Annotated in this window: 23 protein-coding genes; 13 read left to right on the forward strand and 10 right to left on the reverse strand. The window is 69.1% G+C overall.

The window, feature by feature from the left end:
• Positions 1-80: 80 nt before the first annotated feature.
• The 3 genes from TFC3_RS02580 to TFC3_RS02590 form a co-directional block, all read right to left on the reverse strand.
• Positions 81-1,121, reverse strand: a complete 1,041-nt coding sequence (locus TFC3_RS02580; RefSeq protein WP_067495056.1) for a S66 peptidase family protein — start codon at positions 1,119-1,121, stop codon at positions 81-83.
• A 36-nt stretch (positions 1,122-1,157) separates the two neighbouring features.
• On the reverse strand, positions 1,158-2,669 hold the full coding sequence (locus TFC3_RS02585) for an MFS transporter (RefSeq protein WP_067495059.1): 1,512 nt from the start codon (positions 2,667-2,669) through the stop codon (positions 1,158-1,160).
• A 121-nt stretch (positions 2,670-2,790) separates the two neighbouring features.
• Complete coding sequence (locus tag TFC3_RS02590; protein WP_067495061.1) at positions 2,791-3,282, reverse strand: response regulator transcription factor; 492 nt, start codon at positions 3,280-3,282, stop codon at positions 2,791-2,793.
• Positions 3,283-3,608: 326 nt separating this feature from the next.
• On the opposite strand from TFC3_RS02590, the gene TFC3_RS02595 reads away from it, so the two are divergent.
• Positions 3,609-5,636 carry a bifunctional diguanylate cyclase/phosphodiesterase gene (locus TFC3_RS02595; protein WP_161952519.1) on the forward strand — a complete coding sequence of 676 codons (2,028 nt, stop codon included), beginning with the start codon at positions 3,609-3,611 and terminating at the stop codon, positions 5,634-5,636.
• Here TFC3_RS02595 and TFC3_RS02600 read toward each other — a convergent pair.
• The 6 genes from TFC3_RS02600 to pseB are packed head-to-tail and all read right to left on the reverse strand — an operon-like array spanning position 5,633 to position 11,663.
• On the reverse strand, positions 5,633-6,631 hold the full coding sequence (locus tag TFC3_RS02600) for a PseG/SpsG family protein (RefSeq protein WP_067495066.1): 999 nt from the start codon (positions 6,629-6,631) through the stop codon (positions 5,633-5,635). The genes TFC3_RS02595 and TFC3_RS02600 overlap by 4 nt on opposite strands.
• Entirely contained in the window at positions 6,628-7,365 is a 738-nt protein-coding gene (locus TFC3_RS02605; RefSeq protein ID WP_082771823.1) for a cytidylyltransferase domain-containing protein, read from the reverse strand. Before TFC3_RS02605 ends, TFC3_RS02600 begins: the two co-directional genes overlap by 4 nt.
• Complete coding sequence (locus TFC3_RS02610; protein ID WP_067505815.1) at positions 7,362-8,762, reverse strand: hypothetical protein; 1,401 nt, start codon at positions 8,760-8,762, stop codon at positions 7,362-7,364. Before TFC3_RS02610 ends, TFC3_RS02605 begins: the two co-directional genes overlap by 4 nt.
• Positions 8,759-9,565, reverse strand: a complete 807-nt coding sequence (locus TFC3_RS02615) for a hypothetical protein (RefSeq protein ID WP_067495069.1) — start codon at positions 9,563-9,565, stop codon at positions 8,759-8,761. Before TFC3_RS02615 ends, TFC3_RS02610 begins: the two co-directional genes overlap by 4 nt.
• A 5-nt stretch (positions 9,566-9,570) precedes the next feature.
• Positions 9,571-10,689 carry a DegT/DnrJ/EryC1/StrS aminotransferase family protein gene (locus TFC3_RS02620; RefSeq protein WP_067495072.1) on the reverse strand — a complete coding sequence of 373 codons (1,119 nt, stop codon included), beginning with the start codon at positions 10,687-10,689 and terminating at the stop codon, positions 9,571-9,573.
• Positions 10,689-11,663, reverse strand: a complete 975-nt coding sequence (gene pseB / locus TFC3_RS02625) for a UDP-N-acetylglucosamine 4,6-dehydratase (inverting) (RefSeq protein ID WP_067505818.1) — start codon at positions 11,661-11,663, stop codon at positions 10,689-10,691. Before pseB ends, TFC3_RS02620 begins: the two co-directional genes overlap by 1 nt.
• A 206-nt stretch (positions 11,664-11,869) precedes the next feature.
• Between pseB and TFC3_RS02630 the strand changes: the two genes are divergently transcribed.
• The 9 genes from TFC3_RS02630 to TFC3_RS02670 are packed head-to-tail and all read left to right on the forward strand — an operon-like array spanning position 11,870 to position 20,837.
• The gene (locus tag TFC3_RS02630; RefSeq protein ID WP_067505821.1) at positions 11,870-12,112 is read left to right on the forward strand and encodes an acyl carrier protein; all 243 of its coding nucleotides are present in this window, start codon (positions 11,870-11,872) and stop codon (positions 12,110-12,112) included.
• Positions 12,105-12,842, forward strand: coding sequence for an SDR family NAD(P)-dependent oxidoreductase (locus tag TFC3_RS02635; RefSeq protein WP_067495076.1), 738 nt, complete (start codon positions 12,105-12,107; stop codon positions 12,840-12,842). The genes TFC3_RS02630 and TFC3_RS02635 overlap by 8 nt, the downstream gene beginning before the upstream one ends.
• Positions 12,839-14,170 (forward strand): AMP-binding protein, encoded by a 1,332-nt coding sequence (locus TFC3_RS02640; protein WP_067495078.1) that lies wholly within the window; start codon positions 12,839-12,841, stop codon positions 14,168-14,170. The genes TFC3_RS02635 and TFC3_RS02640 overlap by 4 nt, the downstream gene beginning before the upstream one ends.
• On the forward strand, positions 14,167-15,204 hold the full coding sequence (locus TFC3_RS02645; RefSeq protein ID WP_067495081.1) for an acyl-protein synthetase: 1,038 nt from the start codon (positions 14,167-14,169) through the stop codon (positions 15,202-15,204). The genes TFC3_RS02640 and TFC3_RS02645 overlap by 4 nt, the downstream gene beginning before the upstream one ends.
• A complete protein-coding gene (locus TFC3_RS02650) occupies positions 15,201-16,391 on the forward strand; it encodes an acyl-CoA reductase (RefSeq protein ID WP_067495084.1) in 1,191 nt (396 codons plus the stop codon). Before TFC3_RS02645 ends, TFC3_RS02650 begins: the two co-directional genes overlap by 4 nt.
• Before the next feature lie 14 nt (positions 16,392-16,405).
• On the forward strand, positions 16,406-17,389 hold the full coding sequence (locus TFC3_RS02655; protein ID WP_082771824.1) for a glycosyltransferase family 2 protein: 984 nt from the start codon (positions 16,406-16,408) through the stop codon (positions 17,387-17,389).
• Positions 17,386-19,683, forward strand: coding sequence for a hypothetical protein (locus TFC3_RS02660; RefSeq protein ID WP_067495086.1), 2,298 nt, complete (start codon positions 17,386-17,388; stop codon positions 19,681-19,683). The genes TFC3_RS02655 and TFC3_RS02660 overlap by 4 nt, the downstream gene beginning before the upstream one ends.
• A 43-nt stretch (positions 19,684-19,726) precedes the next feature.
• Entirely contained in the window at positions 19,727-20,284 is a 558-nt protein-coding gene (locus tag TFC3_RS02665) for a copper resistance CopC family protein (RefSeq protein ID WP_067495089.1), read from the forward strand.
• 52 nt (positions 20,285-20,336) lie between these two features.
• A complete protein-coding gene (locus tag TFC3_RS02670; protein ID WP_067495092.1) occupies positions 20,337-20,837 on the forward strand; it encodes a MarR family winged helix-turn-helix transcriptional regulator in 501 nt (166 codons plus the stop codon).
• Positions 20,838-20,846: 9 nt separating this feature from the next.
• On the opposite strand, the gene TFC3_RS02675 is transcribed toward TFC3_RS02670, so the two are convergent.
• Positions 20,847-21,971 (reverse strand): serine hydrolase domain-containing protein, encoded by a 1,125-nt coding sequence (locus TFC3_RS02675; protein WP_067495095.1) that lies wholly within the window; start codon positions 21,969-21,971, stop codon positions 20,847-20,849.
• 123 nt (positions 21,972-22,094) lie between these two features.
• Between TFC3_RS02675 and TFC3_RS02680 the strand changes: the two genes are divergently transcribed.
• The 3 genes from TFC3_RS02680 (at position 22,095) to TFC3_RS02690 (ending at position 26,331) form a co-directional block, all read left to right on the forward strand.
• Positions 22,095-23,372: a sensor histidine kinase gene (locus TFC3_RS02680; protein WP_067495098.1), complete on the forward strand. Its 1,278-nt coding sequence runs from the start codon at positions 22,095-22,097 to the stop codon at positions 23,370-23,372.
• A gap of 17 nt (positions 23,373-23,389) precedes the next feature.
• Positions 23,390-24,034 carry a response regulator transcription factor gene (locus TFC3_RS02685; RefSeq protein ID WP_067495100.1) on the forward strand — a complete coding sequence of 215 codons (645 nt, stop codon included), beginning with the start codon at positions 23,390-23,392 and terminating at the stop codon, positions 24,032-24,034.
• 95 nt (positions 24,035-24,129) lie between these two features.
• Complete coding sequence (locus tag TFC3_RS02690) at positions 24,130-26,331, forward strand: MMPL family transporter (RefSeq protein WP_067495103.1); 2,202 nt, start codon at positions 24,130-24,132, stop codon at positions 26,329-26,331.
• The last annotated feature ends 57 nt before the right edge of the window (positions 26,332-26,388 follow it).

Below are 26,388 nucleotides of genomic sequence, written 5' to 3' on the forward strand. Positions count from 1 at the left end.
GCGGATCGCGGACCTCTGGGGGAATTACGTGAGCGCTGACGGCAGCGACGGGCTCAAGGGTGCAAGCGCTGCGAGGGTGATCAATAGTGGGCGGTGAGGCGGCGGGCTGGGCCGTCCACGGTTACCGTGCTGCCGTAGGGGAGGACCCATTGGGGGTTGGTGTGGCCCAGGTCGACGTTGAAGACCAGCATGGTGGCGGGGGCGTAGGAGGTGAAGGCGTCGAGGATGGCTGCGCGTTGGTCTTTGCGGTAGGTTTCGCGGCGTTCTCGGGGCTGGGGGTTCAGGAACAGGGTGGCTTTGGCGGTGCCCACCAGGACGGCTGGGAACTGTTCGAGCAGGCCGCGTTCGCCGAAGTCGCGGAGCATGCGGAAGACCTCGGTGGCTGGGGGCATCTCCTCCGAGGTTTCGAGCAGCAGTACGCAGCCCGCATAGTCCTCGGCGGGCCGGACCCATCGGCTGACCGCCGCGGTCCAGTGCAGGATTTCGAGGTTGCCACCCCAGGTCGGCGCGGTGACCACTCGGTCCGGGCGGTGCCAGATGCGGCCGGGGTGCGGGTAGGGCTCGGGGGCGCGGATCAGGGAGTCGGGTTCGGCCCAGCTGATCTCCTCGTCGCTGAACTCTGACACCGGCTCGATTTCGAGGTCGCCGCCGTCGAACAGGGCGGCCCGCAGCGAGCGTTCGACGATGGGCTCTACACCCCCTCCGCGTCCGAGCTGGACCATGGTCGACATGCCGTGGTACGCCGCGATGCCGTGGTACCAGAGCCAGTTCAGCAGGTTCGTGTTGTCCGAATAACCGAAGAACGGCTTGGGGTCGGCCTGGAACGGCGTGGGGTCGAGGTGGCGCAGCACGGTGATCTGGTCGTCGCCGCCGATGGCGGCCATCACCGCTCGGATGCTCGGGTCGGCGTACGCGGCCATCAGGTCCCGCGCCCGCTCCTGCGGCGAGGCTTCCCGCCGGGTGGTGGGAAACTTGACGGGCTCGACGCCGAATACCTCGCGCAGCCGCCGCAACCCCTGTTCGTGCACGGCGGGGAACAGCGCGGGCGCAGCCGACGCCGGTGACAGCACCGCGACGCGATCGCCGGGGGAGACCTTGGGTGGCTTGCGAGATGGCCGCATGGCTGCATCTCATCAGCCGCCGCCGTCCGGCGGTATTCATTTTCCGGCACCAGGATGGGGACCGGCATGAGCCTCGCCGGCGTGGTGCACCGGCGGGCCGGCCACATCGCAGTAGGACCGCTCCTTCTCCGGGGCATGCGCGGCAAGGCGGGTGGGCACGAACACGGCGGCCAGCACCCCGCCAGTAACCATCAGACCCGCGCAGATCACCATCGACATCTGGTACGTCGGGTGCAAAGTCCCCGCGTCCGTCAGGTTCCCCGATCCGATGCCAGCGGCCAGCGGCAGCACGGCAACCGACAGCAACCCGGCTGCCCGAGCCACCGCGTTGTTGACCCCGCTGGCCACCCCGGCATACGCGTCGTCCAGCGAACCCAGCGCGGTCGCAGTCAGCGGCGCCACCAGCAGCGACAACCCCAGGCCGAAAACGATCACCGGCGGCAGCACATCCGTCAGGTACGAAGCCCCCGCCCCGATCCGTGACATCCACAGCAGGGCCGCCGCGCAGACGAACGGTCCCACGGTCATCGGGAGGCGCGGCCCGATCCGCTGGCCGAGCGCCCCAGACCGCGCCGAGAGCAGGAGCATGATCGCCGTCACGGGCAGCAGGGCCATGCCCCCGGTCAGCGGGCTGAACCCGGCCACCACCTGCAAATTGAGCACGACCAGGAAGAAGACGCCACCGTTGGCCGCGTACACCAGGAAGGTGACCAGGTTGGCGCCGGTGAACGCCTTGGACCCGAAGATCGCCAACGGTAGCATCGGGTGCCGTGATCGCCGCTCGGTGAGCACGAACCCGGCCATGCCGAGCACGCCCACCAGCAGTGAGAAAATGACCGTGGGACTGCCGGGGCCGTTGGCTGGCCAGGCGGTGAAGCCATAGGTGAGCCCACCCAGCCCGATGGCCCCGGTGAGCACGCCTGTCGCATCCAGCTCGCGGGCCGCGGCGGGGTTGCGGGACTCGGGCACGTGCCGCACTGTCACGAGCAGCACCAGAACCGCCAGCGGAACGTTGATCAGAAAGATCAGCCGCCAGCCGGACAGCTCCACCAGCCAGCCGCCGAGGAACGGCCCCAGCGCACCGCCGATCCCGCCGAGTCCGGACCAGGCGCCGATGGCCCGCGAGCGGTCCTCCCGTACGAAGGAGGCCTCCAAGATCGCCAAAGCGCCCGGCGTGAGCAGTGCACCTCCGATGCCCTGCAACACCCGCGCGGCGACCAGCAACTCCACCGAGGGCGCCAGGCCACACAGCAGGGAGGCGGTCGCGAACCAGGCCACCCCGAGCGTGAAGATGCGTTTCCGGCCGAACCGGTCACCCAGCGACCCGCCCAGCAGAATCAGCGAGGCGAGGCTCAGCGCGTAGCCGTTGACGGTCCACTGCAAGCCGGCGGCGTCGGCATCCAGGTCGTGCCCGATCGTGGGCAGGGCGATGTTCACCACGGTGGAGTCGATGAAGGCGAGCGACGAGCCGAGCACGGTGGCCAGCAGCACCCACCGACCGGCTGGGGTGCCGTAGCGCAGGAGTGGCTCGTCCCTACGTAGATCCATGTCCGTCACGCTACGCGCGGGGCCGCCGCCCCGGCAGCCGTCCAAGGACTATGCCCCGGTCCAAGGGTCGACGGTCAGATCGACCAAAGTTCCAAGCAACTGAAGAGTTGAGCGACCAGAATCAGGCCGGCTGCCGCACAGGCTGAGCAACAGCAGGCCGCACCGCAGGAGAAGGCAGCGCAGCAGCAGCCCGCGCAGCCAACCGAGCAGCCCCAGCCGCGGTAGCCGGCTTGTTCCCCGACCGTTCGCGCCGCAGCAGCAAAGCCTCCACCCGCGTACCCAGTTCGGCCCGGTGAAACGGCTTTGTCAAATAGTCGTCGGCCCCGGCATTCGTTGCCGCCATGACCCGGGCACCGTTCACATCCGCACTCACCACCATGATGGGTAGCTGAGCGGTTCCCGGAAGCTCCCGCAATTGCCGGCACAATTCAATTCCGGAAATACCCGGCATCCGTACGTCCAGAAGTGCCGCGTCGATCCCGCCACCGGCAGTCACCCGCAACGCCTGATCGGCATTCTCGACCGCCACGACCTCGTACCCGAACCGGCGCAACGCGAGCGTCATCAGTTCGCGGTGGTCAGCTTCGTCATCCACGATGAGGACGGTCGTCATGGCAGCACCTCCAGCCGGGCTTTCAGGATCCGGAGGTCTGTTCGGCACACGCCGGCGAGCGCTGAGCCGTTACGAGCCGCCGAGTAGCTCAACCTGAAGGAAATGTGACCGATTAGGCAGCTGTGAACTGGAATCGTGTCCACGTCGCGATCGCAAGCCTGGCCGTGCTCGGCATTTCGGGACTTGTGCTCACGCCGGCTGTTACGCCGTTCGTCGCCGTTCCTGTCACGGTGTCCGCTGTCAGCGGTGTAGTCGCGGGGCTGCAGGCGGCTCGAATCGCTGGTATCGGTGCACGAGCGCAGCGTGGGTGGTGGGCGCTTTCGCTGATGTTCCTGTTGCAGATCGTCATCACACTGATGCTTGCGCTGCCCGATGCGCGACTGGTCTTTCCGGCGCCGGCCGACCTGGTCCGCGCCCTGACCATCGCCGTGCTGCTGTTCGCCGCCTATTCGTTTCCGCTGAGTTCCATCACCCCGCTGGAGCGGCGTAAGGCCGTGTTCGATGTGCTGACCGTGGTGACGGCCGGCTCGATGCTCGTCTGGTACTTGGCCATCGGCCCGAGCGTGCATGCCGATACGACGATCGTGGTCGCGGCGTCCGCTTTTCCCATACTGGATGTGCTGCTGTTGATGGGTTTCGCCCGGCTTCTTTTCCGGGCCAGCCCGAGCGTCGGGCGAACCCCGGTGATGCTGCTTGTCGCCGCGGTGGTCGTGCAGTTCGCGGCGGACGCGCGGTCCGGATATGTGACGGCGGTGACCGGGGGGACCCGGCTCGACGACAGAGTCAAGCTGATCAGCGTCATCGCCGTTCTCGCCCTGATGGCCGCGGCGGTGGTGGAAAGGTGCCGGCAGCCCGGGATCGCTGATCCGCGTGCCGAGCGGTGCCTGATGCGCGGCAATCTTCCGTACGGATCAATTGCTTTGGGTTATGGCTTGATGCTTGTCGCCGCGGTGCGCGAGAACGATGCGTTTCCGTGGAGCGGGCTGACGATCGGCGCTTTCGGGATCACCCTGCTCGTGGTGCTGCGCCAGGTTGCCATGCAGCGGGAAAGCGAAGAGATTGCGGCCACCGACGGGCTCACCGGGTTGGCCAACCGTTCGCGGCTGCGAAGTCTGCTCCTGCAGGCCCTGCACCGCGGTGGCCGGAGTGGTCAGACGACCGCGGTGCTGGTCATCGACATGAACGGCTTCAAACAGGTCAACGACACCATGGGGCACAAGGCCGGCGATCAGTTGCTGGCGGTATTCGCGCGCATGCTGCGGGACGCCATTCTTGGTGCTGATGTGGCCGGCCGGCTCGGCGGTGACGAATTCGCGGTGGTGTTGCACGACATCGGCGGCGAAGCGAACGCCGAGGCGGTGGCCCGGCGCATTGCCGCCGCCACCGGAACCCCCATCATCATCGACGGAACGCCGGTCAACGCCTCGGCCAGCATCGGTATTGCTTTGTCCGGGCCGGGGGAATACGCGGCGGATGAGTTGATGAACCGTGCGGACGTGGCGATGTACCACGCCAAGCGGCGCGGCGGCGAAAGTCGCTGGGCCTGCTTCGCCGACACGATGGGCGGCGACAACGAGCCCTCGCTGGAAGACGAGCTGCGCGGTGCGGTCGCCGACGGCCAGATGCGCCTGGTGTTCCAGCCGATCGTCAGCCTGCCCGACGAGGAACTGGTCGGCCTCGAAGCGCTGGCCCGCTGGCAGCACCCGCGGCTGGGCCTGCTGGAAGCCGAAGCCTTCATCCCGCTCGCCGAGCGCATCGGCATGATCGAGGAGCTGGGCCGCTGGGTGCTGCGCGAGGCCTGCACGTACGCCCGCCGCTGGCCGCAGCTGCCCCTGCACGTCAACGTGTCGGCCCGCCAGCTGGAGGAGGACAGCTTCAGCACCGACGTGCGCCGGACCGTCCGCGAAACCGGCATGAACCCGGTGAACCTCGTGCTGGAAGTGACCGAAAGCCAGCTCATCGCCGACGGCGTCCCCGCCGCCCACCTGCGCATCCTCAGCGATGAGGGAATCCGGATCGCCCTTGACGACTTCGGCACCGGCTACTCATCGCTGAAGAACCTCACCCATCTGCCCATCGACATGCTCAAACTCGATCGGGTCTTCGTGGCAACCCTGGACGCCTCAGCCGAGGGAGCCGCGGTGGCCCAGGCGGTGCTACGTCTGGGCCGGGTGCTGGGTATGGACACCATCGCCGAGGGTGTGGAAACCGCGGAGCAGGCCCGCGAGCTGACATTGCTCGGCGCAGGCAAGGCGCAGGGGCACTATTTCGCGCGACCGCTACCCGCCACCGAGATCGACGAAAAGATCATGGCCTGGACAGATCACCGGTACGGCGGACAGCTACGCGCCTAGACAGTGTCGAGCAAGGCGTCGCTCACCCGGGCGGTTCCCAAGCCATCCACCGCAGCCCACGCCCGCGCGGCCAACGCCCCCCGCGCCTCCGGGTCCACCAGCAACCCCCGCAACGTCGCACCAGCGGATCCGCCCAGCTCAGGCAGGTGCCCGAGCCCAGCAGCGAGCCCGCGAGCGGTCGTGCGGTCGTACCCGTTGATCTGGTTGTCGACGACCCAGACCAGGGCTGAGGGTAGGCCGAGGCAGAGGAGTTCCCAGGTTGATGTTCCGCTGGCGCTGAGGACCAGGTCGGCGCCGGCGAGGAGTTCGGGCAGCTCGTCGGTGGGGTCGATGATGTCGAGGTGCTGGCCGGCACCCGCCTTCAGGGCAACCAGCCGGGAGCGCAGGTCGTCGTTGGCCGCGATGACGGTGGCGTGGAAGGGCGCGCCCGTTTCGATCAGGAGTTGGCTTACGACCGGGGCTGCACCGTAGGCGTCGGTGCCGCCGAAGAAAGCCACGACCTTGGGCACCGCGGTGGACGGCCGCGGGGCAGCAGACGGCCGCAGGTCCCGGATGGCCCGGCGCAGCAGCGCGTAGCCGAGGCCGGTCAGGAACACGCCTTCACCCGAGGGCACCGCGTCGAGGTTCTGGTCGACGTAGATGTCAGCGGTCTGGCCACGCAGCTCGCCGTCAACGATGGCCAGGACCGGGCGGCCGGAGGCGCGCAGGGCCAGGGAGTGTGACGGGGGCAGGGTATACGAATCGATCACCACCGCGTCCAAGGCCAGCCGGTCTGCGGCAGAGACCAAGCCGACCTCGTCGTACGGCGCCGGGTGCCAGGGCAGGCCACGACCGGTGAGCTGCTGCTCTGCCCAGGCAACGCCGCCCAGGTCGCTCAGGAAGTGGACTGCCACGCGGCGGGCGGTCAGTTCTTCGGCCAGGGCCACGCAGCGGACCAGGTGGCCGACGCCGGTGCGGGGGCCCGCGTCGCAGCGGATACCAACGGTGACGGTCACGCTTGAGCTAGTTCCTTCTGGCGTACGTGGGCGTTGAGCCCGATCAGCTCGGGACGGTCGGCCAGCCAGCCGGCGAGCGTGCGAACGGGCACCGGGCGGTCACCGAAGTGCGCGACGATCGACTCGATCAGGCGCCAGTCGTCCTCGGTGTCGAGGGTGAGCCTCAGATGCGACAGGTCGGGTTGCAGCGTCAGGCCGAGCACCTGGTAATCGTACGGGTGCGAGTACACGTACGACGTCACATGCGTCCGGTGATGCTCGGTGGCCAGCTTGTCGATCTGGCGCAGCACCTCGGTCCGGACGATCTCCACGTCCAGCCCGCGCGGCAAGGTGCGCGCGATCGACGTACTCAAGTAGTCCAGGTCCGGGGTTGCCGCGAACACGTTGGCGGCCAGCGTCACCAGTTCGGGGTCGAGCAGCGGGCAGTCGGCCGTGAAGCGCAGGACCGCGTCCGGCTCATCACCGGAGAAGGCGTCGAGCACACCGAGGAACCGGGTGAGCACGTCATCGACCGGTCCCCGGTACACGGGCACACCCAGTCGGCGGCACTCCTCGGCCACCGCGTCGTCCCGGTCTTCCACAGTGGTTGCCACCACGATGTCGTCGAGCACGCCGCTGTCCTGGGCCGCGCGGACCACCCGGTCCAGCACGGTACGACCCCCGAGGCGCCGCAGCACCTTGCCGGGAAGCCGGGTGGAGCCCATCCGGGCCTGGACAATACCGAGGGTTTTCACGAATCGTTCCTTAGTCTGCGGCGGGCGGCGCGGGCGGCGCGCATCCCGAACTTGGAGATGCGGTAGCCGACCTTGCCGCTGAACATGTCGATCTGGATCCGGGCCTTGCGCAGCTCGGCGTCGCGCTTGACGAGCTCGTTCTCGACGTACCGGATCCGGGTGGCGGCATCGGCGAGCTGCTCTTCCAGCCGCCGGATGTGTTCCTCGCGCTCCCGCACGGGGGTGGGAGCAGGAAGCGTCAACGAGAGGTCAGGGGTCAGGCCGGCCGCTGCCTGCAGCACTGCGGTCAGGGACTCGGCGTGCGGCCACGGATGGTCATAGCCACCGGCGATCAGCGTCTCGGCGAACCGCTGGACGGCGGTCGGCGGCTCGACGACGATTGACGGGTTGAGTGCGATGAACCGGTCACCGTCGACGATCACGTTGTCCGCTGTGGTCGGCACCGTGACGAGCTTGCTCAGCAGCCGGCGCAGCACGGGCAGGTCGTGACGCAGGCAGGCGGCGATCAGCATCTCTTCAAGCAGCCGCCCATCCGGCAGCGGCGGCAGCAGCCCACCATGCAGCACGGCAGCGGGCAGCGACACAGCAGCGGGCGAAGGGCCGCGGAAGGCGAGGACCAGCCAGGCGGGGGCCAGTTCGACGCCGATGCCGCCGCGGATGGCGGAGGCCGTCAACCGGCGAGGGTCGCTGAGCACCGGGCGTGTCGCATAGGCGGCGGCGGTGACGCTGGCGGCGACGGCGGCGAGGGCACCGGCGGGTCCGTACTTCAGCCGTGGTTCGTCGATCACCAGCGTGGGCGCGCTGGGCAGGGGCCAGACAGTGCCGAGCCAGCCGGTGGTCAGGCCCTCCGCGGTGAAATGGTCGCGCAGGCGGTCGGGGGTGCCGGGCTTGGAATCGTCGTACTCGCCGATCGGGTTCCAGCCGGCGTCGGTGTGCGCGGCGGTCGCGGTCACGCTGTCCACCAGCCGGTGCACGCCCAGCTCGTTTTCGACGGTGAGCAGCAGGGCGCCACCGGGCTTGAGGCTGCGGCTCAGCACCTGAACGCTTTCGGCCCAGTCGAGCTGTGGACCCTCCACCGAACAGAGCCGGCCAACCCCGTCCAGCGCCACGATCAGGTCGTACTGCTCATCGTCCGGCAGTTTGGCGAGGGTCCCGCACAGAACCGAGACGCCGGTCTCGTCGAGCGAAGGCTGAGAGCGCACAAGCCAATTGATTTCCCCGTACGTCCGCAGCGCCCCCGCAACCGAAGCCTCATGCGGACCGGCCACCAGCACCCGCCCCCCGGCCGGCACAAGCGGCCGCAAAGCTTCCAGCAGAAACCCGTACGCCGGCCCGCCGGCCGGTTCCGTATCGAACCAGTCGGCCATCTCGCCGCCGAGGTGTCGCACGTTCGTCATGCCGGCCATCCCAGGGTCACGCGCAGCTCCGAAGGGGAAGCGAGAACGTCGGCGCCGAGCTCGTTGAGCGCCGACCGGGTTGCCATCGCGGGGTCGGGGAACTTGGCGTGGAACTCCGGCCACTGCCGGCGGATGCGCCCGGCGATCGTGGTCACCTCGCCGGCCAGGTGCATCGGGTTGCCGTACACGGCCGGTTCGCAGCCGGCCGCGGCGCCGTACAGCACCGCGCTGCTCAGCCGGTTGGAGGCGACCCGCCGGTGTTTGCGCAGTTCGGCCAGCTGGTTGTGCAGGAACCGGGTGTCCGTGTCCTGCCAGCGCAGCCCGCGGTAGCCGTGGCAGATCACCCGGCCGGCCTGCTCGTAGCGGCGGCGCGTGCGCAGATCCTGGTACTCGTGCCAGTACAGGCAGAAGGTGACCGGGCCGTCCTCGGTCTCCAGGATCTCGTCGATGAGCCGTTGGTGATCGCCGGCGACGTGCTGGCCCTCCCACCCGTGGAACGGGTAGTAGATGGTGCCTTCCCGCGGTGTCTCGGCCGCCGGTTCGCTGAAGGCGAGCAGGTACAGGAACGGCGCCCCGACCACTGTGGCGTAGCGGCGGCCCATCGAGCGCGCCCGGCGCCGGGTCTGCTCGGACCAGACGTAGATGGGCCGCCCGGAGACGTACGGGGTGCCCGCACCGAGCCCGTCCACCACGTTCCAGCCGTGCTGCAGGTAGCCGTTGATCCGGGGTGGATCGTCGGGATCGAGCCCGCAATACTCGGCCAGCACGTGCGCGTGGCCGTAGAAGTGGTTGGCGTGGTGCACGGTGCTCAGTTCTCCAGGATGGTGCGCAGGGCCTCGATGACGTGGTCCTGGTCGGAGTCGGTGAGGTCGTAGAACAGCGGCAGCGAGATCTCCTCGGCGTAGAAGGCCTCGGCGTTGGGGCACATGCCGCGCTGGTAACCGAGGTCCTCGTACACCGGGTGCCAGTAGGCGGGGATGTAGTTGACCTGCACCCCGATCCCGGCCGTGCGCAGCCGCTCGAACACCTCGCGGCGCCGTCCGTCGAGCACGCGCACCGGGTAGAGGTGGCGCATCGGGTCGACGTAGTCGCGGGTCGTGGGCAGGCGCAGACCCGGCACCCCGGCGAGCAGCTCGTCGTAGCGACGCGACAGGTGCTGCCGGCGGGCCTTGAATCCGCCGAGCCGGCGCAACTGCGAACTGCCGAGCGCGCACAGCACGTCGGGCAGCCGGTAGTTCAGCCCGAACTCGTGCACCTCGTGGAACCAGGGACCCTCGTCCGGGCGCCGCAGATCCTGACGCACCACGCCGACCGAGCGGAACGTGCGGGCCCGCTGCAGCAACTCGGAGCTGAGCGCGGCCACTGCGCCGCCCTCGCCGGTGGTCAGGTTCTTCGTCGGGAAGAACGAGAAAGTGGTCAAATCGGCTAGCGAACCGACAGGCTTCCCCCGGTACGACGACCCGATCGCGTGCGCCGCGTCGGCCAGCAGCACCGCGTCGGCGCTACCGGCGATCTTGCGCAGCTCGTCGTACTCGGCCGGGTGCCCGGCATAGTCGACCGCCGCGATCGCCTTGGTGCGCGAGGTGACCGCCGCCTCAACCGCGTACGGGTCCAGGTTCGCGGTGTCCTCTTCGACGTCGGCGAACACCACAGTCGCACCGAGCTGCGAAGCCGTACCGGCCGTGGCGTAGAACGTCATCGGCGTGGTGATGACCTCGTCACCGCGCCCGATTCCGGCCGCCGCGTACGCCGTGTGCAGCGCTGCGGTGCCGTTGCTGACCGACACGCAGGGCGCACCGGCGATCCGGGTCAGGTCGTTCTCGAACAACTCGACCCGGGGACCGGTGGTCAGCCAGTCACTGCGCAGCGCCGCGGTGACCGCTGCGAGGTCGTCCTCGGTGACGTTCTGCCGTCCGTACGGCAGCATCACTTCTCCTTGATGAGGTCGCGCATCTCGTCGACCTCCAGCCACAGGTCGTTGTTGTCCGAGCGGTAGTTGAAGCCGTCGGCGACCGGCTCGCCACCCTCGGGCGTCTTGTAGCCCCAGCTCGCCACAACCGGCTGGACTACGTAGCGGTCGGGGAAGCGCAGCGTCCGGCGGCTGTCGTCGGCGGCGATCATCTCTTCGTGCAGCTTCTCGCCGGGGCGCATGCCCATCTCATGCGTGGGCGCGTCCGGCGCAACCGCCTCGACCAGGTCGAGGATGCGCATGCTCGGGATGCGCGGCACGAACAGCTCGCCGCCCTGCATCACATCGAACGAGTCGACCACGAACTGCACGGCCTGCTCGAGGGTGATCCAGAACCGGGTCATCCGCTTGTCGGTGATCGGCAGGCTCTTGCCCTCGGCGTTGAGCTTGCGGAAGAACGGCACGACCGAGCCGCGGCTGCCCATGACGTTGCCGTAGCGCACGACGGACAGGCGGGTCGGGTGGGTGGCGGCGTAGTGGTTGCCCGCGATGACCAGCTTGTCGGCGACCAGCTTGGTGGCGCCGTACAGGTTGATCGGGCTGGATGCCTTGTCGGTGGACAGCGCGACAACGCGCTGCACGCCGGCGTTGATCGCGGCGTCGACGACGTTCTGCGAGCCGTTGATGTTTGTCGCGATGAACTCCGACGGGTTGTACTCCGCGGTGTCGACCTGCTTGAGGGCGGCCGCGTGCACGACATGGTCGACGCCGTGCATGGCCCTGGCCAGCCGGTCCTTGTCGCGGATGTCGCCGAGGAAGAAGCGCAGCCGGGGGTCGTCGCCGAACATCTGGCGAACCTCGTACTGCTTCAGCTCGTCGCGGCTGAACACCACGATGCGTTGCGGGTCGAGATTGGCCAGTGCGTGACCCAGGAACGCCTTCCCGAAGGAGCCCGTGGCTCCGGTGACCAGGATGGAAGAACCGCTCAACACACTCATGAATTGCTCCCGGGGGGTGGCACGGGCTTTGAACTTGGTGACTTCGAGCCGGAAGCATAACCGTGGGATCTGGCAATTCCAGAGGCGTCGGAAGATGCCCGGTTCTATTCACGGTGAGTTCAACTTCGATTGGTCGTGACGTTGCGAGCGCTGAGGCAAGGTGGTTTCCTTCGCCTATCCGCCCTGGGAGTTACACCGTGATTGAGCTGCAGAGACTGCGTGAGACGTTCCGGACCGCGCTGGACCTTCCGGCCGACGCCCCCGTGGATGATCTGCACTACCAAGACAATGACAAGTGGGATTCGCTGGCCCACATGTCGCTGGTCGCGGCCATCGAAGATGAATTCTCGGTAATGATCGACACCGATGACGTCATCAACATGTCCTCATTTGCCGAGGCCGTGCGAATTCTAGGTAAATACGGGGTGGACTTCGATGCCTGATCGGGTAGCGCTGATTACCGGCGCTTCCCGGGGTATCGGTTACGCGGTGGCCGCCCGGTTGGCCGAACAAGGTCACGATCTGGTGGTGCACGGTAACCGTGCGGAAACGATCGAACTCGCTGCGAATGAGCTCTCCGGTAAATACGGAGTGACGGTCGTGCCCGCGCACGGCGATATCGCGGACCCGGCCATCAGCAAGGCGCTGACCCGGCTGGCGTTCGAGCGCTTCCGCCGGCTCGACGCGCTGGTCATCAACGCCGGGACGCATGCCGCCGGGATGCTCGGGATGACCGATGACGCCACGATCGCCCGGCTGTTCGCGGTCAACGCCGCCGGTGCGGCCTACACGCTGCAGAACTCGGTGCGGCTGCTGGGCCGTGGGCGTACCCCGGCGATTGTGCTTGTGTCGTCTGTCACCGCAAGCGCGGGCGTTGCTGGGCAAGCGGTCTACGCCGCGTCCAAGGCTGCGGTCAGCGGCCTCACCGTTTCCGCCGCCAAGGAACTCGGGCCGCGCGGCATCCGCGTGAACGCCGTCGCACCTGGCTTCATCGCCACCGACATGCTCGACACCCTGGACACCGACGGCCGCGCCGAGCGCGTGAGCCGGACCGCGCTGGGCCGCCTCGGCGAGCCCGGCGAGGTCGCCGATGTGGTCGCGTTCCTGCTCTCCGACCAGGCGCGCTTCGTCACCGGCCAGGTGCTGGGAGTCGACGGAGGAATTTCGCTGTGAACCTGCTCCATCCCGGGGCCCGGGTCATCGACGCCGCAACGGGGGAGACGCTGCAGCCCGGCGACGTTGAAGCTGCGGCCGCGTACTTCGCCGAGCATCCGCCCGGTGTCGTGTTCGCGCTGACCGCGACGACGGTGCCGGCTGTTGCGCGCTACCTCGGTGCGCTGGCGGCTGAGCGTCCCGTGGCGCTGCTCGACCCCGGCCTGCCCCGGCCCGCGCTGCTCGACTTCGTGACCCGGTTCGAGCCCGCGCTGGTCACCGGTACGACCACAGAGCCACCGGCCGGTTACTCGGCGGACGGGGACGTGTGGGTGCGGGAGTCGGCTGCTGCGGTCGTACACCCGGATCTGGGTCTGCTGTTGACCACCAGCGGGTCGACGGGGAACCCGAAGCTGGTCCGGTTGAGCCGCAACGCGTTGCTGGCGAACACCGAAGCGATCGTGGCGAGCCTCGGGATCACTGCCGATGAGGTAGCGGTGACGACCCTGCCGCTCTTCTACTCGTACGGCATGTCAGTGCTCAACAGCCACCTGCTCGCCGGTGCGACAGTGGTCCTGGAACGCGGCGGCCTGCTGCAGCGCGACTTCTGGACCGTGCTGACCGAGCACAACGTCACCTCGCTGGCCGCGGTCCCCTACCAGTACGAAATGCTGCGCCGGCTGCGCTTCGACCCCGCCAGATACCCGTCGCTGCGCACGCTCACCCAGGCCGGCGGCCGCTTGCGAACCGAGCTGGTCACCGACTTCGCCGGACGCATGGCAACGGTCGGCGGCCGGCTGGTGGTGATGTACGGCCAGACCGAAGCCGCCCCGCGCATGGCCGCACTGCCCTGCGACCGCATCGCCGGCAAGCTCGGTTCCGCCGGTCTTGCCCTGCCCGGCGGCTCGTTCGCCATCGAGCAGGACGAGGTCGTCTATCGAGGACCCAACGTCATGATGGGGTACGCCGACAGCGCCCCCGATCTCGCCAAGCCCGACGAACTGCACGGTGTCCTGCGCACCGGTGACCTCGGCCGGATCGACGACGAGGGTTTCCTGTTCCTCACCGGTCGCGTCAAGCGCATCGGCAAGGTCTTCGGCGTGCGGGTCAACCTCGACGACATCGAACGCGAACTCGCCCCGCACGGCGCGGTGGCCGCGGTCGCCGGCGACGACAAGCTGCACGTCTTCGTCGAAGGCGCCGACGCCGAGTACGCCCGCTCGGTGCGCGGTGAACTGGCCGGCTTCCTCGGCACCCACTTCTCCGGGCTTGACGTCCGCGGCATCGACGCGCTGCCCCTGCTCCCGACCGGCAAGGTCGACTACCGGTCGCTGGAGGCCCTCAAGTGAGTGTGTTCACCCTGTCGCAGCCTGAGCGCGAGGCGTTGCTGCACAAGGAGTTGTCCGAGCTCACCCAGCACCACCGTGCCAATTCCCCGGAGTACGACCGGATTCTCGCCGCGTCCGGGTTCACCTCGGCGGCCACGGTCGCCGAGTTGCCGTGGTTGCCCGTACGGCTGTTCAAGAACCTGCAGTTGAAGAGCATCCCGGACGACGAGGTCTTCAAGGTCCTCACCTCCAGCGGCACCACCGGTGAGGTCAGCCGGATCTACCTGGACAAGGCCGCCGCCGCCGCGCAGACCCGCCAGCTCGGCGCCACCCTGCAGCAGGTGCTCGGCCCGCGCCGGCTCCCGATGATCCTGGTCGACTCCAAGGGCCTGCTCAAGGACCGCCGCTCGTTCAGCGCCCGCGGGGCCGGGGTGCTCGGCATGGCCACCTTCGGCCGCGACCACGCCTGGGCGCTCGACCCCGATGGCAAGCCGGACCTCGACGCCCTGCGCTCGTTTCTGGACAAGCACGGCAGCGAGCCGTTCCTCATCTTCGGCTTCACGTTCCTGGTCTGGCTGCACCTGTACGAGGTCGCGCGCGAGCACGGCCTGGACCTGAGCAACGGCATCCTCATCCACAGCGGTGGCTGGAAGAAGCTCGTCGACCAGTCCGTGTCGCCCGAGGAGTTCCGCCGCCGCTTCCGCGAGCACACCGGGCTCACCCACATGCACAACTACTACGGGATGGTCGAGCAGATCGGCACGGTGTTCCTGGAGGGACCCTCCGGCGGCTCGCTGTACTGCCCGGACTTCGCCGACGTCATCATCCGCAACCCGCGCACCTGGCAGGAGCAGCCCGTCGGCGAGCCGGGGTTGATCGAGGTGGTGAGCACGCTGCCCACCTCGTACCCGGGACACGTGCTGCTCACCGAGGACCTGGGCGTGCTCGACGGCATCGACGACGGGGACTGGCCCGGCAAGCGGTTCTCGGTGCTCGGCCGGTTGCCGCGCGCCGAGGCCCGGGGTTGCAGCGACACCTACCGGGAGGCGGCATGAGCATGCACTACCGATTTGGTGAGCCCGGCTTCTCCGACGACCGGCTGGCCGTCGGCGACGCCCGGGTGCTGGACTTCTTGTCCCGCTTCGCCCGCAAACTGCTTGCCCCGGCCGTGGCCCGCCGGCACCCGGAGCTGGGTTCGCTCGGCTACTTCCTGCGCCCGGCCGAGCTCAAGCGCACTGCCGACCGGATGCGCCGCGACGACAACACCTACGTCTTCCCGCGCGGCAACGTGTTCCACGTACCCCCGGCGAACGTCGACACCATCTTCGTGTACTCGTGGGCGCTGTCCGCGCTGGCCGGCAACCACAACGTCGTACGCATCTCGACGCGCTCGGCCGGTGCCGCCGACACGGTCCTCGAGACGCTGAACGCCACGCTGCCCGACGCCGACCCGGTGATCGCGCGGACCCAGAAGATGATTACTTACGGCCGCGACGACAAGCTGACCGCCGAGTACAGCGCGTGGTGCGACCTGCGTGTCATCTGGGGCGGCGACTCGGCGGTGGAAGCGATTCGCCGGCACCCGTTGCGCCCCTCGGCTCGGGATCTGACCTTCCCGGACCGTACGTCCTGGGCGGCGCTGTCCGTACCGGGCTGGCGAGCCGCCGACGCGAGCAGCCGGCGCAACGCCGTGGCCGGGTTCTCCAACGACGCGTACTGGTTCGACCAGGCCGCCTGCTCCTCACCCCGGACCGTCTTCCTCGTCGGCGGCGAGTCCGCCCAGGCCACCGCCGTGCAGGAGGAATTCCTGACGCTGCTCGCCGAGGTCGTGGCGCAGCGCGGCTGGGTCGTGGACGCGGCCATGGCAGTGGAGAAGCGGGTCAACGCGTACGGGCTGGCCGCCGCCGGCGCGGTGTCCGCCGTGGCGTTCCCGGACAACAGCATCACCTCGCTGGCGCTGAGCGGACCCGGCGAGGCACCGCGGCGCTGGATCGGCGCAGGCGCTTTCCCGTTCGCGCACGTCGGCTCGCTCACCGAGCTGGTGCCCGCGATGAACCGTCAGGACCAGACCTTCAGCCACTTCGGGTTCGCCCCGGCCGACCTGCGCGCGTTCGCCGAAGCGCTCGGCGGCCGCGGCGTCGACCGGATCGTGCCGTTCGGCTCCGCGCTGACCTTCAGCGCGATCTGGGACGGCTACGACCTGCCGCATGAGTTCACCCGTCTGACCACGCTCGAGACATAGGGGATCCGTAAGCCGTGAGCAGCATCGTCCTGTCGGTCGTCGTGCCGATGTACAACGAGGAAGCGGTCATCCCCGCGCTCGTCGAACGGTTGCGCCCGGCGCTTGACGGTCTGGGGGTTGGCTACGAGGTGGTTGCCGTCGACGACGGCAGCGCCGATCGCACCGCCCAGGTGCTGTTCGAGCAGGGCCGGGTGTGGCCGGAGCTGCGCCTGGTCAAGCTGCGGCAGAACAGCGGGCATCAGGCCGCGCTGACCGCCGGGTTGCACCGCTCGCGCGGCGACTGGGTGGTCAGCATCGACGCGGACCTGCAGGACCCGCCGGAGACCATCGTGGAGATGCTGCGGGTGGCGCGCGAGCAGGGCCTCGACGTCGTGTACGGCGTACGCTCCGACCGCAGGACCGACACGTTCTTCAAGCGCCACACCGCGGGGGCCTACTACCGGCTGATGCGGCGCCTGGTCGGCGCCGACGTGCCCTCGCAGGCCGGCGACTTCCGGCTGCTCAGCCGCGAGGTGGTCGACGTGCTCAAGGTGCTGCCCGAGCGCACCCCGGTCTACCGGCTGCTGGTGCCCTCGCTCGGCTTCGCCGCCGGCCAGGTCACTTACGTCCGCGAGAAGCGCGCCGCCGGTGAGACCAAGTACCCGCTGCGCAAGATGGTCGCCCTGGCCTGGGACAGCGCGGCCAACTTCTCGGCCGCCCCGCTGCGGATCGCCACCTGGCTCGGTGCAATCGCGTTCCTCGCCTGTCTCGCGCTGATGGTTTTCGGCATGGTGGTCTGGGCCAACGGCACGGTCATCCCGGGCTGGACGTCGCTGTTCCTCGCGGTGCTGCTGCTGTCCGGCGTGCAGCTGATCTGCCTCGGCCTGCTCGGCGAGTACGTCGCCCGGATCTACAAAACCGTTCAGAACCGCCCAACATTCCACATTGGATTCGACTCGGCCACCGTGCCGCAGGAAGTGGAAATCCCGAAGCAGCGATCGGCGGCTACTGCGCTATGACGAACGTGCTGACCCGGCCCATCCCGGCCGTGGCCACCACTGAAGCCCCGCGCCGCCCGTCCCGCCTGCTCACGGTCCTGCCCTGGGTGCTGGTCGCGCTCGCCTACGTCTTCGCCCTGCGCCACTACGACACCCCGGGCCTCGACATCGCGGTCTACAGCGCCTACCTGGCCGTCGGGGTCGTCGCACCGGGCACGCTCGTCTACCGCGCGTTGCGAGGCAGCCGGGGCAACCTTCCCGAAGACCTTGGATTGGGTACGGCCACAGGTTTGTTCGTCCAGTTGGTCGGCTGGGCCCTGGCTGCCGCGACCGGGCTGCAACAGGTGCTGTGGTGCTGGCCGCTGCTCGTGCTGGTGGCCTTCGCCTCGGTCCCGCCGCTGCGCCGGCACTGGCGCATCGCCGAGCCCCAGCCACTGCCGGTCCGCTGGTCCTGGATGATCGCGTGGGGCCTGCTGGTCATCGTCGCCTGGGGTGCAGTGTCGTGGTCGGCGGTTCCGCTGCCACCCGCGGACACGGCGTACTACCAGGACTTCATGTACCACCTGTCGCTGGTGCAGGAGATGACCCGGTCGATGCCGTTCCAGGTGCCGCAGCTGGCCGGGGACACGCTGCGCTACCACTACCTGTCCGACGCCGACATGGCCGCGGCCAGCATGATCACCCGGATTCCCGAGAGCACCGTGCTGCTGCGGCTGTGGAACGTGCCGATCGCGGCGGCCGCGCTGATGGTGATCGCGGTGCTCGGCCGCGAGGTCAGCGGCAAGTGGTGGGCCGGTCCGCTCGCCGGTGCCGCGGGCATCGGTGCCCTGCCGCTCGCGCTCGGCAACCCGGTAACACCAAACGGTGGTTCGCCGCTCACCTTCCCCAGCCCTTCGCAGACGTACGCGTTGCCGCTGCTGGCCCTGCTCGTCCTGTTCGCCATCGACCTGCTGCGCAAGCGGCCGCTGGGCCCGCTCTGGTTCGTGATCCCCGTGCTCGCCTTGGCCTGCGCCGGAGCCAAGTCCAGCGCCCTGCCCCCGCTGATCGCCGGCGTGGCCCTGGCAGCGATGATGCTGTGGATCCGCGACCGGGCGTTCCCGCGCGCGGCAGCCGGCCTGTTCATTGCGCTGCTGATCCCCATGTACCTCGGCACCAAGCTGTTCGCCGGTGGGGGAGCAGGCGTGCTCGGCCTTCAACCGCTTGCCGCGCTGCGCTGGATGGACCCGTACTCGCAGACCCTGGGCGTTGCGGACGGCTTCGTCCAGAACGGCTTCCTGCCGCCGGGCCTCGCCGGCGCCGACGCCCGGGGCTGGGTGTTCGCGCTCGCCGTGGTCGCCTGGTGGCTGGTCATGCAGGCACCCCGGCTGCTGGGCTTGTTCGGCCTCGGAACTCGCCCGATGCGCATCGACCCGGCCGCCTGGCTGCTCGGCGGCATGATCGTGGCCGGTACGGGCGCGGCGTGGGTGTTCTACCACCCGTCCGCGAGCCAGTTCTACTTCTTCTTGGGCGCGCTGCCGTTCGGCTGCGTGCTGACCGTCTGGTTCCTGGCCGACCGGGTACGCCGCTGGTGGATCCCGGTTGCCGGGTTCATGGCCGGCGCGGTGTGGGCCCTGACCGCCCCGGACGTCGCCCGGCCGAGCAACACCGAGCTCTGGTCGCAGTGGGCCGGGACCCTGGGTCTGCCGGTGCTGCGGGCGCTCGCGTTCGTTGCCGTGGCCGCGATCGTGGTGCTGGTCCTGCGCAAGAGCTGGCGTTCGCTGCTGGTCGCGGTGGTGGCCGCCTCGCTGGGGTCCGGCATGGCCGCGATCGCGAGCAGCTATTCGCAGACGCTGTGGCGTACCGGAACCAGTCCGGCACGCCAGCCGCTCACCTCGCGCCTGATCACCCAGGAAGAGATGCGGGCCGCCATCTGGCTGGACGAGCACGCCGGCAACGACGACATCGTCGCCACGAACGTGCACTGCCAGGCCATCGCCCTGGCCGAGCCGTGCGACGCGCGGGCGTTCTGGGTGGCTGGGCTCGGCGGTCGTCGTACCCTCGTGGAGAGCTGGGGTTACTCCGATGCGACGGTGGCCGCGAACGGCGTGAACGGGTTGAGCTACCCCGTACAACCGGCCCCCGATCAGGCTGAATTCCAGCTCAACGAGCGGGCCTTCCGTGCGGCTGCGCCAGCGGACCTGCGGGCGTTGCGAGAGCAGTACAACGTCAAGTGGCTGTTCGCCGACGCCCGCGCGGGGTTCGTTTCGCCCGCGCTGGACTCGGCGGCCGCAGTCCGGTACATCAGCGGCCCGGTGACGATCTACGAACTTTCTTGAGTCCGGAGGGAACTTTCCCGTCCGGCCGGCCGACCAACGGCCCATGCGTACCCCGCGTGTCTCAACGGTTCTGGCTGCCCTCGCGGCCGTGGCGGTCATGCTGCTGCCCGGCACGCCCGCGTGGGCACACAACCAGCTCCTGTCCTGCGACCCAGCCCGCGACGCGACCCTGAAGAAGGCCCCGGAAGCGATCACGCTGACGTTCGCGCAGAAGCTGAATCCGGACTTCACCACTGTCGTGCTGTCGGACGCGGCCAAGCAGCGCGTGACCACCTCGGCGCCGCAGGTCGACACGACAAGGGCCACGATCGAGGTGACGGCTCCGCTGGCGGGCGGGAACTACACCGTGGCCTACCGGGTGGTCTCGGTGGACGGGCATGTGGTGCAGGGGTCGTATGGCTTCCAGGTGGCCGCCGCGGCTGCCCCTTTCGCACCCGCCTCCTCGACGCCTTCCCCGGCGCCTGCCGCTGTTGATCTTGTTGAGGAGGAGCCGGCGGCGGGCGGCGGGATGTCGCCGGCAACGCTGATCGCTATCGCGGCGGCGGCAATAGTGGTCGTCGCGGCCGGCGCAGTCGCCCTTTTCCGCACCCGCCGCCGTTGAGTGCCGGACGCTGCCCGATGAGCTGCGAATTCGAAGCAAGTAGAATGTGGGGGTGAGCGAACCCCGTCCGATCCTGCCCGAACAGCTTGAGGCGTACCTGGCCTTGAAAGATGTGGCCGCCCTGCTTGAGCACGCGGTGGAGAAGCAGCTTCGTGACGACGGCGGACTCACCGGCCCGCAGTTCCAGATCCTGGCGTCGCTGCGGGACATGCCCAGCGGCAAGCTGCGCATGACCGACCTGGCGGACGGCCTGGTCTACAGCCGCAGCGGGCTCACCTATCAGGCCGCCCAACTGGAGAGGGCCGGCCTGGTCACCCGGGCCCCGGCCGAAGACGACGAACGCAGCACGGTGGTCACGCTCACCCAGGCCGGCCGCGACCTGCTCGGCGTGGTCATGCCCGGCCACATCCAGGTGGTGCAGAGCCTGCTGCTGGAAACCCTGACCGACGCCGACATCACGGCCATCGCCGGCATCCTGGGCCGCGTCCGGGACCAGATGCGCGCCGCCCCACCCCGCTCAGCGACAACTCGCCGATCGAAGCGCCCCGCATAACCGCCGGCGTCAGGCCTGGGGTGTGACAACTCGCTGGCTGAGCACTGCCGCGTGGATGGTGGCGGCGATGCCTTCCATCGGGTCGTCGTCGGTGGTGCCCAGGTAGTTCTTGGTCACCGCGACGGACAGGTTGAGGCCGGGGTAGAAGCCGGCCAGGCTGCCACCGTTGCCGCTCCAGCCGAAACGCGTGCCGCCGAGTTGGGCAACGTACCCCATCGTCTTGGGCAGATCTCCGGCGAAAGCCCAGTCGGGTCCCTCGGTCAGCACGGCTGTGACCTGCTTGAGCCGGGCCGGGGAGATCAGCCGCACGCCGTCGACCTCGCCCATCAGCGCGGCGTACATCCGGGCGATACCGCGGGCGCTGACCGTGGCCACCGCCGGGATGTCGGCCTGCATGATGTCGCGGCGGTTGGCCAGACCCGCTTCCGGGCGCACGTTGGGCGGGGCGATCGCGTCGAAGTTCGCGATGTGCTGGCTCAACAGTTCCAGCGACTGACGCCAGTTGCGATCCTTGAGCCGGGCCACCCGATTCAGATCCTGCGGGGGTACGCCGAAGAACAGCTCGCGCTCGGCTCCCAGCGGACGCGCGATGTCCTCGGCCAGCACCCACGCGATCGGCCGTTGGGTGGCTCGCCGGACCACCTCGCCGAGCAGCCAGCCGTACGTCCATTCGTGGAACCCGTGCCGCGTGCCCGGCTCCCATTCCGGGGTCGACCCGGCGATGGTGCGGCACATCCGATCCCAGTCCAGGAAGTCCTCGGGCGTGGTGTAGCACGGCAGCGACGGCACCCCGGCCGCGTGCAGCAACGCGTGGCGCACCGTGGTCTTCTGCTTGTCGTGCCGGCCGTATTCGGGCCAGACCTCGGCGATGCGCAAGTCGTAGTCGAGTTTCCCCTGCTCCGCGAGCACGTGGACGGCGGTGCTGGTCAGCCCCTTGCCGGTGGAGAAGCTGAAGAACGGGGTGTCCGGGGTGACCGGGGCGCCCGTGGACTCGTCGGCGAGCCCCGACACCGCGTTTACGATCGTCTGCCCGTCGAGATATGCGGCCACCTGCACACCGATCTCGCGCCCGGCGAAGACGAGCGCGTCGATCTGGCGCTGCACGGTCGACTGCAGCTGAGTCCAGTCGCTCATCACGTCAGCATCGCGCAAACGCCACCGCCGTACTGGCGATTTCGGCGAGGTAGGGCTAGCCCTACCTCCGATGTGCCGGTCAGCGGGATCGGTTTGCAGGCGCCGGCTGCCTAGGGTCAAGTCATGACTTCCCCCGCCGTGCGAGTTGTGCGCCAGCTCGGAATCGACACCCAGTACGTCCTGCTGGGCTTTCCGCTGGCCATCGTGACCCTCGTGCTGGGCATCACCGGCTTCGCCGTCGGGCTCGGCACCGCCATCATCTGGATCGGTCTGCCCATCCTGATGGGGACCCTCTGGATGTCCCGTGGATTCGCCACGCTCGAACGCGCCCGGATTGCCCCGGTGCTCGGCCGGCGGATGCCGCACCCCCGCTACAAGCGGGCCAAGCCCGAGTCGACGCCGGTACGCCGGTTGCTGACGCCCTTCACCGACGGGCAGTCCTGGCTCGACCTGCTGCACGCCATCCTCCGGCTGATCCCGAGCACCATCGCGTTCTCGGTCGCGGTCACCTGGTGGGCCGGGGCGCTCGGCGGTCTGACCTTCCCGGCCTGGGACTGGACCATCCCACGCGGGCCGGACAACCAGGACCTGCCCGAGCTGCTGGGCATGGGCGACAGCTACATCACGCGGATGGTGTTCTGGATGGCCGCCGGCTTCTTCTTCCTCGGCACGCTCTACCCGATGATGCGCGGGGTGACGCTGCTCGAGGCGCTGTTCGCCCGGGGACTGCTCAACGGGGTCAACGAGCTGCGCGAACAGGTCGCCGAGGCCAACGCCGCCCGCGACACCGCCCAGGCGCAGAAGGCCGCCGCCGTGTCCGCCGAAGCCACTGCGCTGCGCCGGCTGGAACGCGACATCCACGACGGCCCGCAGCAGCGGCTGGTCCGGCTGGCCATGGACCTGGGCCGGGCCGAGCAGCAGTTCGCCCACGACCCCGAGGCGGCCCGCGCCACGGTTGCCGAGGCGCTGACCCAGACCCGGGAGACCCTGGACGAGCTGCGCGCCCTGTCCCGGGGCATCGCACCGCCGATCCTGGTCGACCGGGGGCTGCAAGCGGCGCTGACCGCGCTGGCCGGGCGCTCGCTGATCCCGGTGGACCTGGACGCTCCGGCGATGGGCCGGCTCGACCCGATGCTGGAGAGCACCGCGTACTTCGTGGTTGCCGAGGCGCTGACCAACGTCGCCAAGCACAGCCACGCGGGCGAGGTGCAGATCACCGTACGCCGGGCCGGTGCGGGCCTGCTGATCACCGTGGCGGACGACGGGGTTGGCGGAGCCAGTCAGGCCAAGGGTCACGGCCTCGCCGGGCTGTCCGACCGGGTCGAGGCGGCCGGCGGCGTGCTGAGCCTGGAAAGCCCGTCCGGTGGTGGCACCACGCTGACAGTGGCGCTGCCGGCCTGAACGGTAGTGTCCCGTGCATGCGGGTGGTGATTGCTGACGACGCCGTACTCCTCCGGGAAGGGCTCATCCGGCTCCTGGAGGAGAACGGCTGCACGGTGCTGGCGGCCGTCGGCGATGGTCCGTCGCTGGTCAAGGCCGTGGCGGAGTACCGGCCGGACGTTTCGATCGTGGACGTACGGATGCCGCCCTCACACACCGACGAGGGCCTGCGCGCCGCCGTCGAAGCGCGTTCCCGCGTCCCCGGGTCCCCGATCCTGGTGCTCTCGCAGTACGTGGAAGTCGAATACGCAGACGATCTGCTGGCCGACCGCCGAGGGGCGGTCGGCTATCTGCTCAAGGACCGGGTGGCCGAGGTCGCCGAGTTCCTCAACGCGCTGCGCCAGGTGGCCGGCGGCGCCACCGTGCTCGACCCCGAGGTGGTCAGCCAGCTACTGGTCCGCCGCCGCCGTGACGATCCGCTGCGGGCGTTGACGCCGCGCGAGCGAGAAGTCCTGGGCCTGATGGCGGAGGGCCGCTCCAACGGCGCGATCGCCAAGAAGATCGTCGTCACCGATGGTGCGGTGGAAAAGCACGTGCGCAACATCTTCACCAAACTCGGCCTGCACCAGGACGACGAACAGCACCGCCGGGTGCTCGCCGTCCTGACCTACCTGCAGGGGTAGGACCGGCGTTCCAGGCAGGGTGGGGCTAGCACTACTGCGAGTCCGGGTGCTGACCGGCTTATTCTCAGCCGTGCTGGCTCATAGCGTCGTTGTCCATGAGGAACAGGGACAACGTCACCGGGATCGCGGCTCGAGCCGCGGTGTGGAGCGCCCGGCATCGCACGTGGGCGATTCTGCTGTGGATAGCCTTCGTCGCTGGCATCACCGTGCTCAGTGGACAAATGGGCACGACCGAGGCCACCGACTCCGACTACGGGCACGGCGAATCGGGCCGGGCCGACAAAATCATCGCCGCCGCCGGGTTCCCCGACCAGCCGGCCGGGGAGATGGTGCTGGTTCAGGGGCAGGACCGGCAGGCGGCGGTTGCCGACGTCACCCGCACGTTGCAAGCCCGCCCCGAGGTCGCCGGCGTCGCCAAGCCCCTGGCCTCCGCGGACAACACGTCCACGCTGGTCTCCTTCACCATGAAGGGCGACCCGGAGACGGCCAAGCAGCGGGTGCAGCCGTTGCAGGACGCCGTGGCCCAGGTGCAGCAGCGTCACCCCGGGCTCTACGTGGCGGAGGCGGGCGATGCCAGCGGGGCCAAGATGGTCGACGACTCGCTGGAGACCGGGCTCAACCGGCTGGGCCTGCTGTCGATTCCGATCACCCTGGGGATTCTGCTGGTGGCGTTCGGGGCATTCGTCGCCGCGCTGCTGCCGGTCGGGCTCGCGGTGACCGCGGTGATCGCGGCGCTCGGCTTGCTGGCCGTGGTCAGCCGGATGGTCCCGGCCGCCGACGAGACGATGCACGTGATGCTGCTGGTGGGCCTGGCCGTCGGCGTCGACCACTGCCTGTTCTACATCCGGCGTGAGCGTGACGAGCGGCGGCGCGGTGCCGATCCGCACCGGGCGCTGGTGATCGCGGCGCAGACCTCGGGACGCTCGATCTGGGTTTCCGGCCTCACGGTGGTCGTCGCCATGGCCGGCATGTTCTTCACCCAGGACGCCACGTTCGAGAGCTTCGCGGTCGGCACGATCCTTGTGGTGGCCACCGCCGTGCTGGGTTCGCTGACGGTGCTGCCGGCCCTGCTCTCCGCGCTGGGCGATCGGGTTGACGCCATCAAGATCCCCGGGCTCTACCGGCGCAACGGGGACGGGCGTTTGTGGCAGGCCGTGCTGCGCGTCGTACTCGCGAAGCCGCTGGTCTCCGCGCTGGTGGCAGTGGCCGCCCTGGCTGCGCTCGCGGCGCCGATGCTCGATCTGCGCACCAAGGGCGAGACGCTCAAGGACTTCTCGCCGGGCCTGGCCACAGTCCAGACGCTGACCCGGATCGAGGCGGCCTACCCGGGTCACGAAACCCCCGCTCAAGTGGTGGTTCAGGCGCCGAGCGTGCGCGGCTCGGAGTTCGAAGCAGCCCTGGCGAAGTTCACGTCCGCCGCGGAGAACTCGGACCACCTGCAAGGCCCGGTCACCGTCAAGGTCAATCCCGCCGGCACGGTCGCGGTTGTGTCCCTCGCCCTCAAAGGCAACGGCGATGACGGTACGTCCAAGGCGGCCCTGACCACGCTCCGCAGCACCCTGGCCCCGCAGTCGTTCGGTCCGCTGAGCGGCGCAACTGTGGCGGTCACCGGTGACACGGCGCAGAACGTGGACTTCAACAAGCGGCTCAGCGACTCGCTGCCGTGGGTGTTCGGGTTCGTGCTCGGGCTGGCGTTCCTGCTGTTGCTCGTCTCGTTCCGTTCAGTAGTGGTGGCGGCCACGGGGGTCGTACTCAACCTACTGTCGGTCGGCGCGGCGTACGGCATGCTCGTCTACGTCTTCCAGTACGGCCACTTCGAAAAGCAGCTCGACTTCCGATCCAGCGCCGGCATCACCGCCTGGATGCCGCTGTTCCTGTTCATCATCCTGTTCGGCCTGTCCATGGACTACCACGTCTTCGTCCTCAGCCGGATCCGCGAAGGCTACGACCGCGGCCTGCCAACCCGAGAAGCTGTGGCCCGCGGGATCGGCAGCACCGCCGGTGTCATCACGAGCGCGGCGGTCGTCATGGTGGCGGTGTTCGCCCTGTTCGCCACGTTGCCGCTGGTCTCGACCAAAGAACTCGGCGTGGGCCTGGCAGCCGCAGTCCTCCTGGACGCCACCATCATCCGAGCAGTGCTGCTGCCCGCGGTGATGGTCCTGCTCGGCGAGCGCAACTGGTGGTTGCCGCGCTGGCTGAACTGGCTACCAGCGATCGCCCACGAGCCCGCCCCGCCGGTAATCGGCGCCCACCGAGCCACGGACCCCGAGCCAGAATCCGAACTCGCCCGCGTGTGACCTGAGGCGCGCCACAGCTCCGGTCGGATGAGGGCCGAGGAGAGGCAGGCGCTGTGC

Origin of the sequence: Actinoplanes sp. TFC3 (assembly GCF_001553785.1) — a bacterium.
Taxonomy (GTDB): Bacteria; Actinomycetota; Actinomycetes; order Mycobacteriales; family Micromonosporaceae; genus Actinoplanes.

Coding starts and splice junctions, on each gene's coding strand:
- TFC3_RS02580 (WP_067495056.1), bottom strand. CDS start 1,121: ATGCGGCCATCTCGCAAGCCACCCAAGGTCTCCCCCGGCGATCGCGTC.
- TFC3_RS02585 (WP_067495059.1), bottom strand. CDS start 2,669: ATGGATCTACGTAGGGACGAGCCACTCCTGCGCTACGGCACCCCAGCC.
- TFC3_RS02590 (WP_067495061.1), bottom strand. CDS start 3,282: ATGACGACCGTCCTCATCGTGGATGACGAAGCTGACCACCGCGAACTG.
- TFC3_RS02595 (WP_161952519.1), top strand. CDS start 3,609: ATGTTCCTGTTGCAGATCGTCATCACACTGATGCTTGCGCTGCCCGAT.
- TFC3_RS02610 (WP_067505815.1), bottom strand. CDS start 8,762: ATGACGAACGTGCGACACCTCGGCGGCGAGATGGCCGACTGGTTCGAT.
- TFC3_RS02620 (WP_067495072.1), bottom strand. CDS start 10,689: ATGCTGCCGTACGGACGGCAGAACGTCACCGAGGACGACCTCGCAGCG.
- TFC3_RS02635 (WP_067495076.1), top strand. CDS start 12,105: ATGCCTGATCGGGTAGCGCTGATTACCGGCGCTTCCCGGGGTATCGGT.
- TFC3_RS02650 (WP_067495084.1), top strand. CDS start 15,201: ATGAGCATGCACTACCGATTTGGTGAGCCCGGCTTCTCCGACGACCGG.
- TFC3_RS02660 (WP_067495086.1), top strand. CDS start 17,386: ATGACGAACGTGCTGACCCGGCCCATCCCGGCCGTGGCCACCACTGAA.
- TFC3_RS02665 (WP_067495089.1), top strand. CDS start 19,727: ATGCGTACCCCGCGTGTCTCAACGGTTCTGGCTGCCCTCGCGGCCGTG.
- TFC3_RS02675 (WP_067495095.1), bottom strand. CDS start 21,971: ATGAGCGACTGGACTCAGCTGCAGTCGACCGTGCAGCGCCAGATCGAC.
- TFC3_RS02680 (WP_067495098.1), top strand. CDS start 22,095: ATGACTTCCCCCGCCGTGCGAGTTGTGCGCCAGCTCGGAATCGACACC.
- TFC3_RS02685 (WP_067495100.1), top strand. CDS start 23,390: ATGCGGGTGGTGATTGCTGACGACGCCGTACTCCTCCGGGAAGGGCTC.
- TFC3_RS02690 (WP_067495103.1), top strand. CDS start 24,130: ATGAGGAACAGGGACAACGTCACCGGGATCGCGGCTCGAGCCGCGGTG.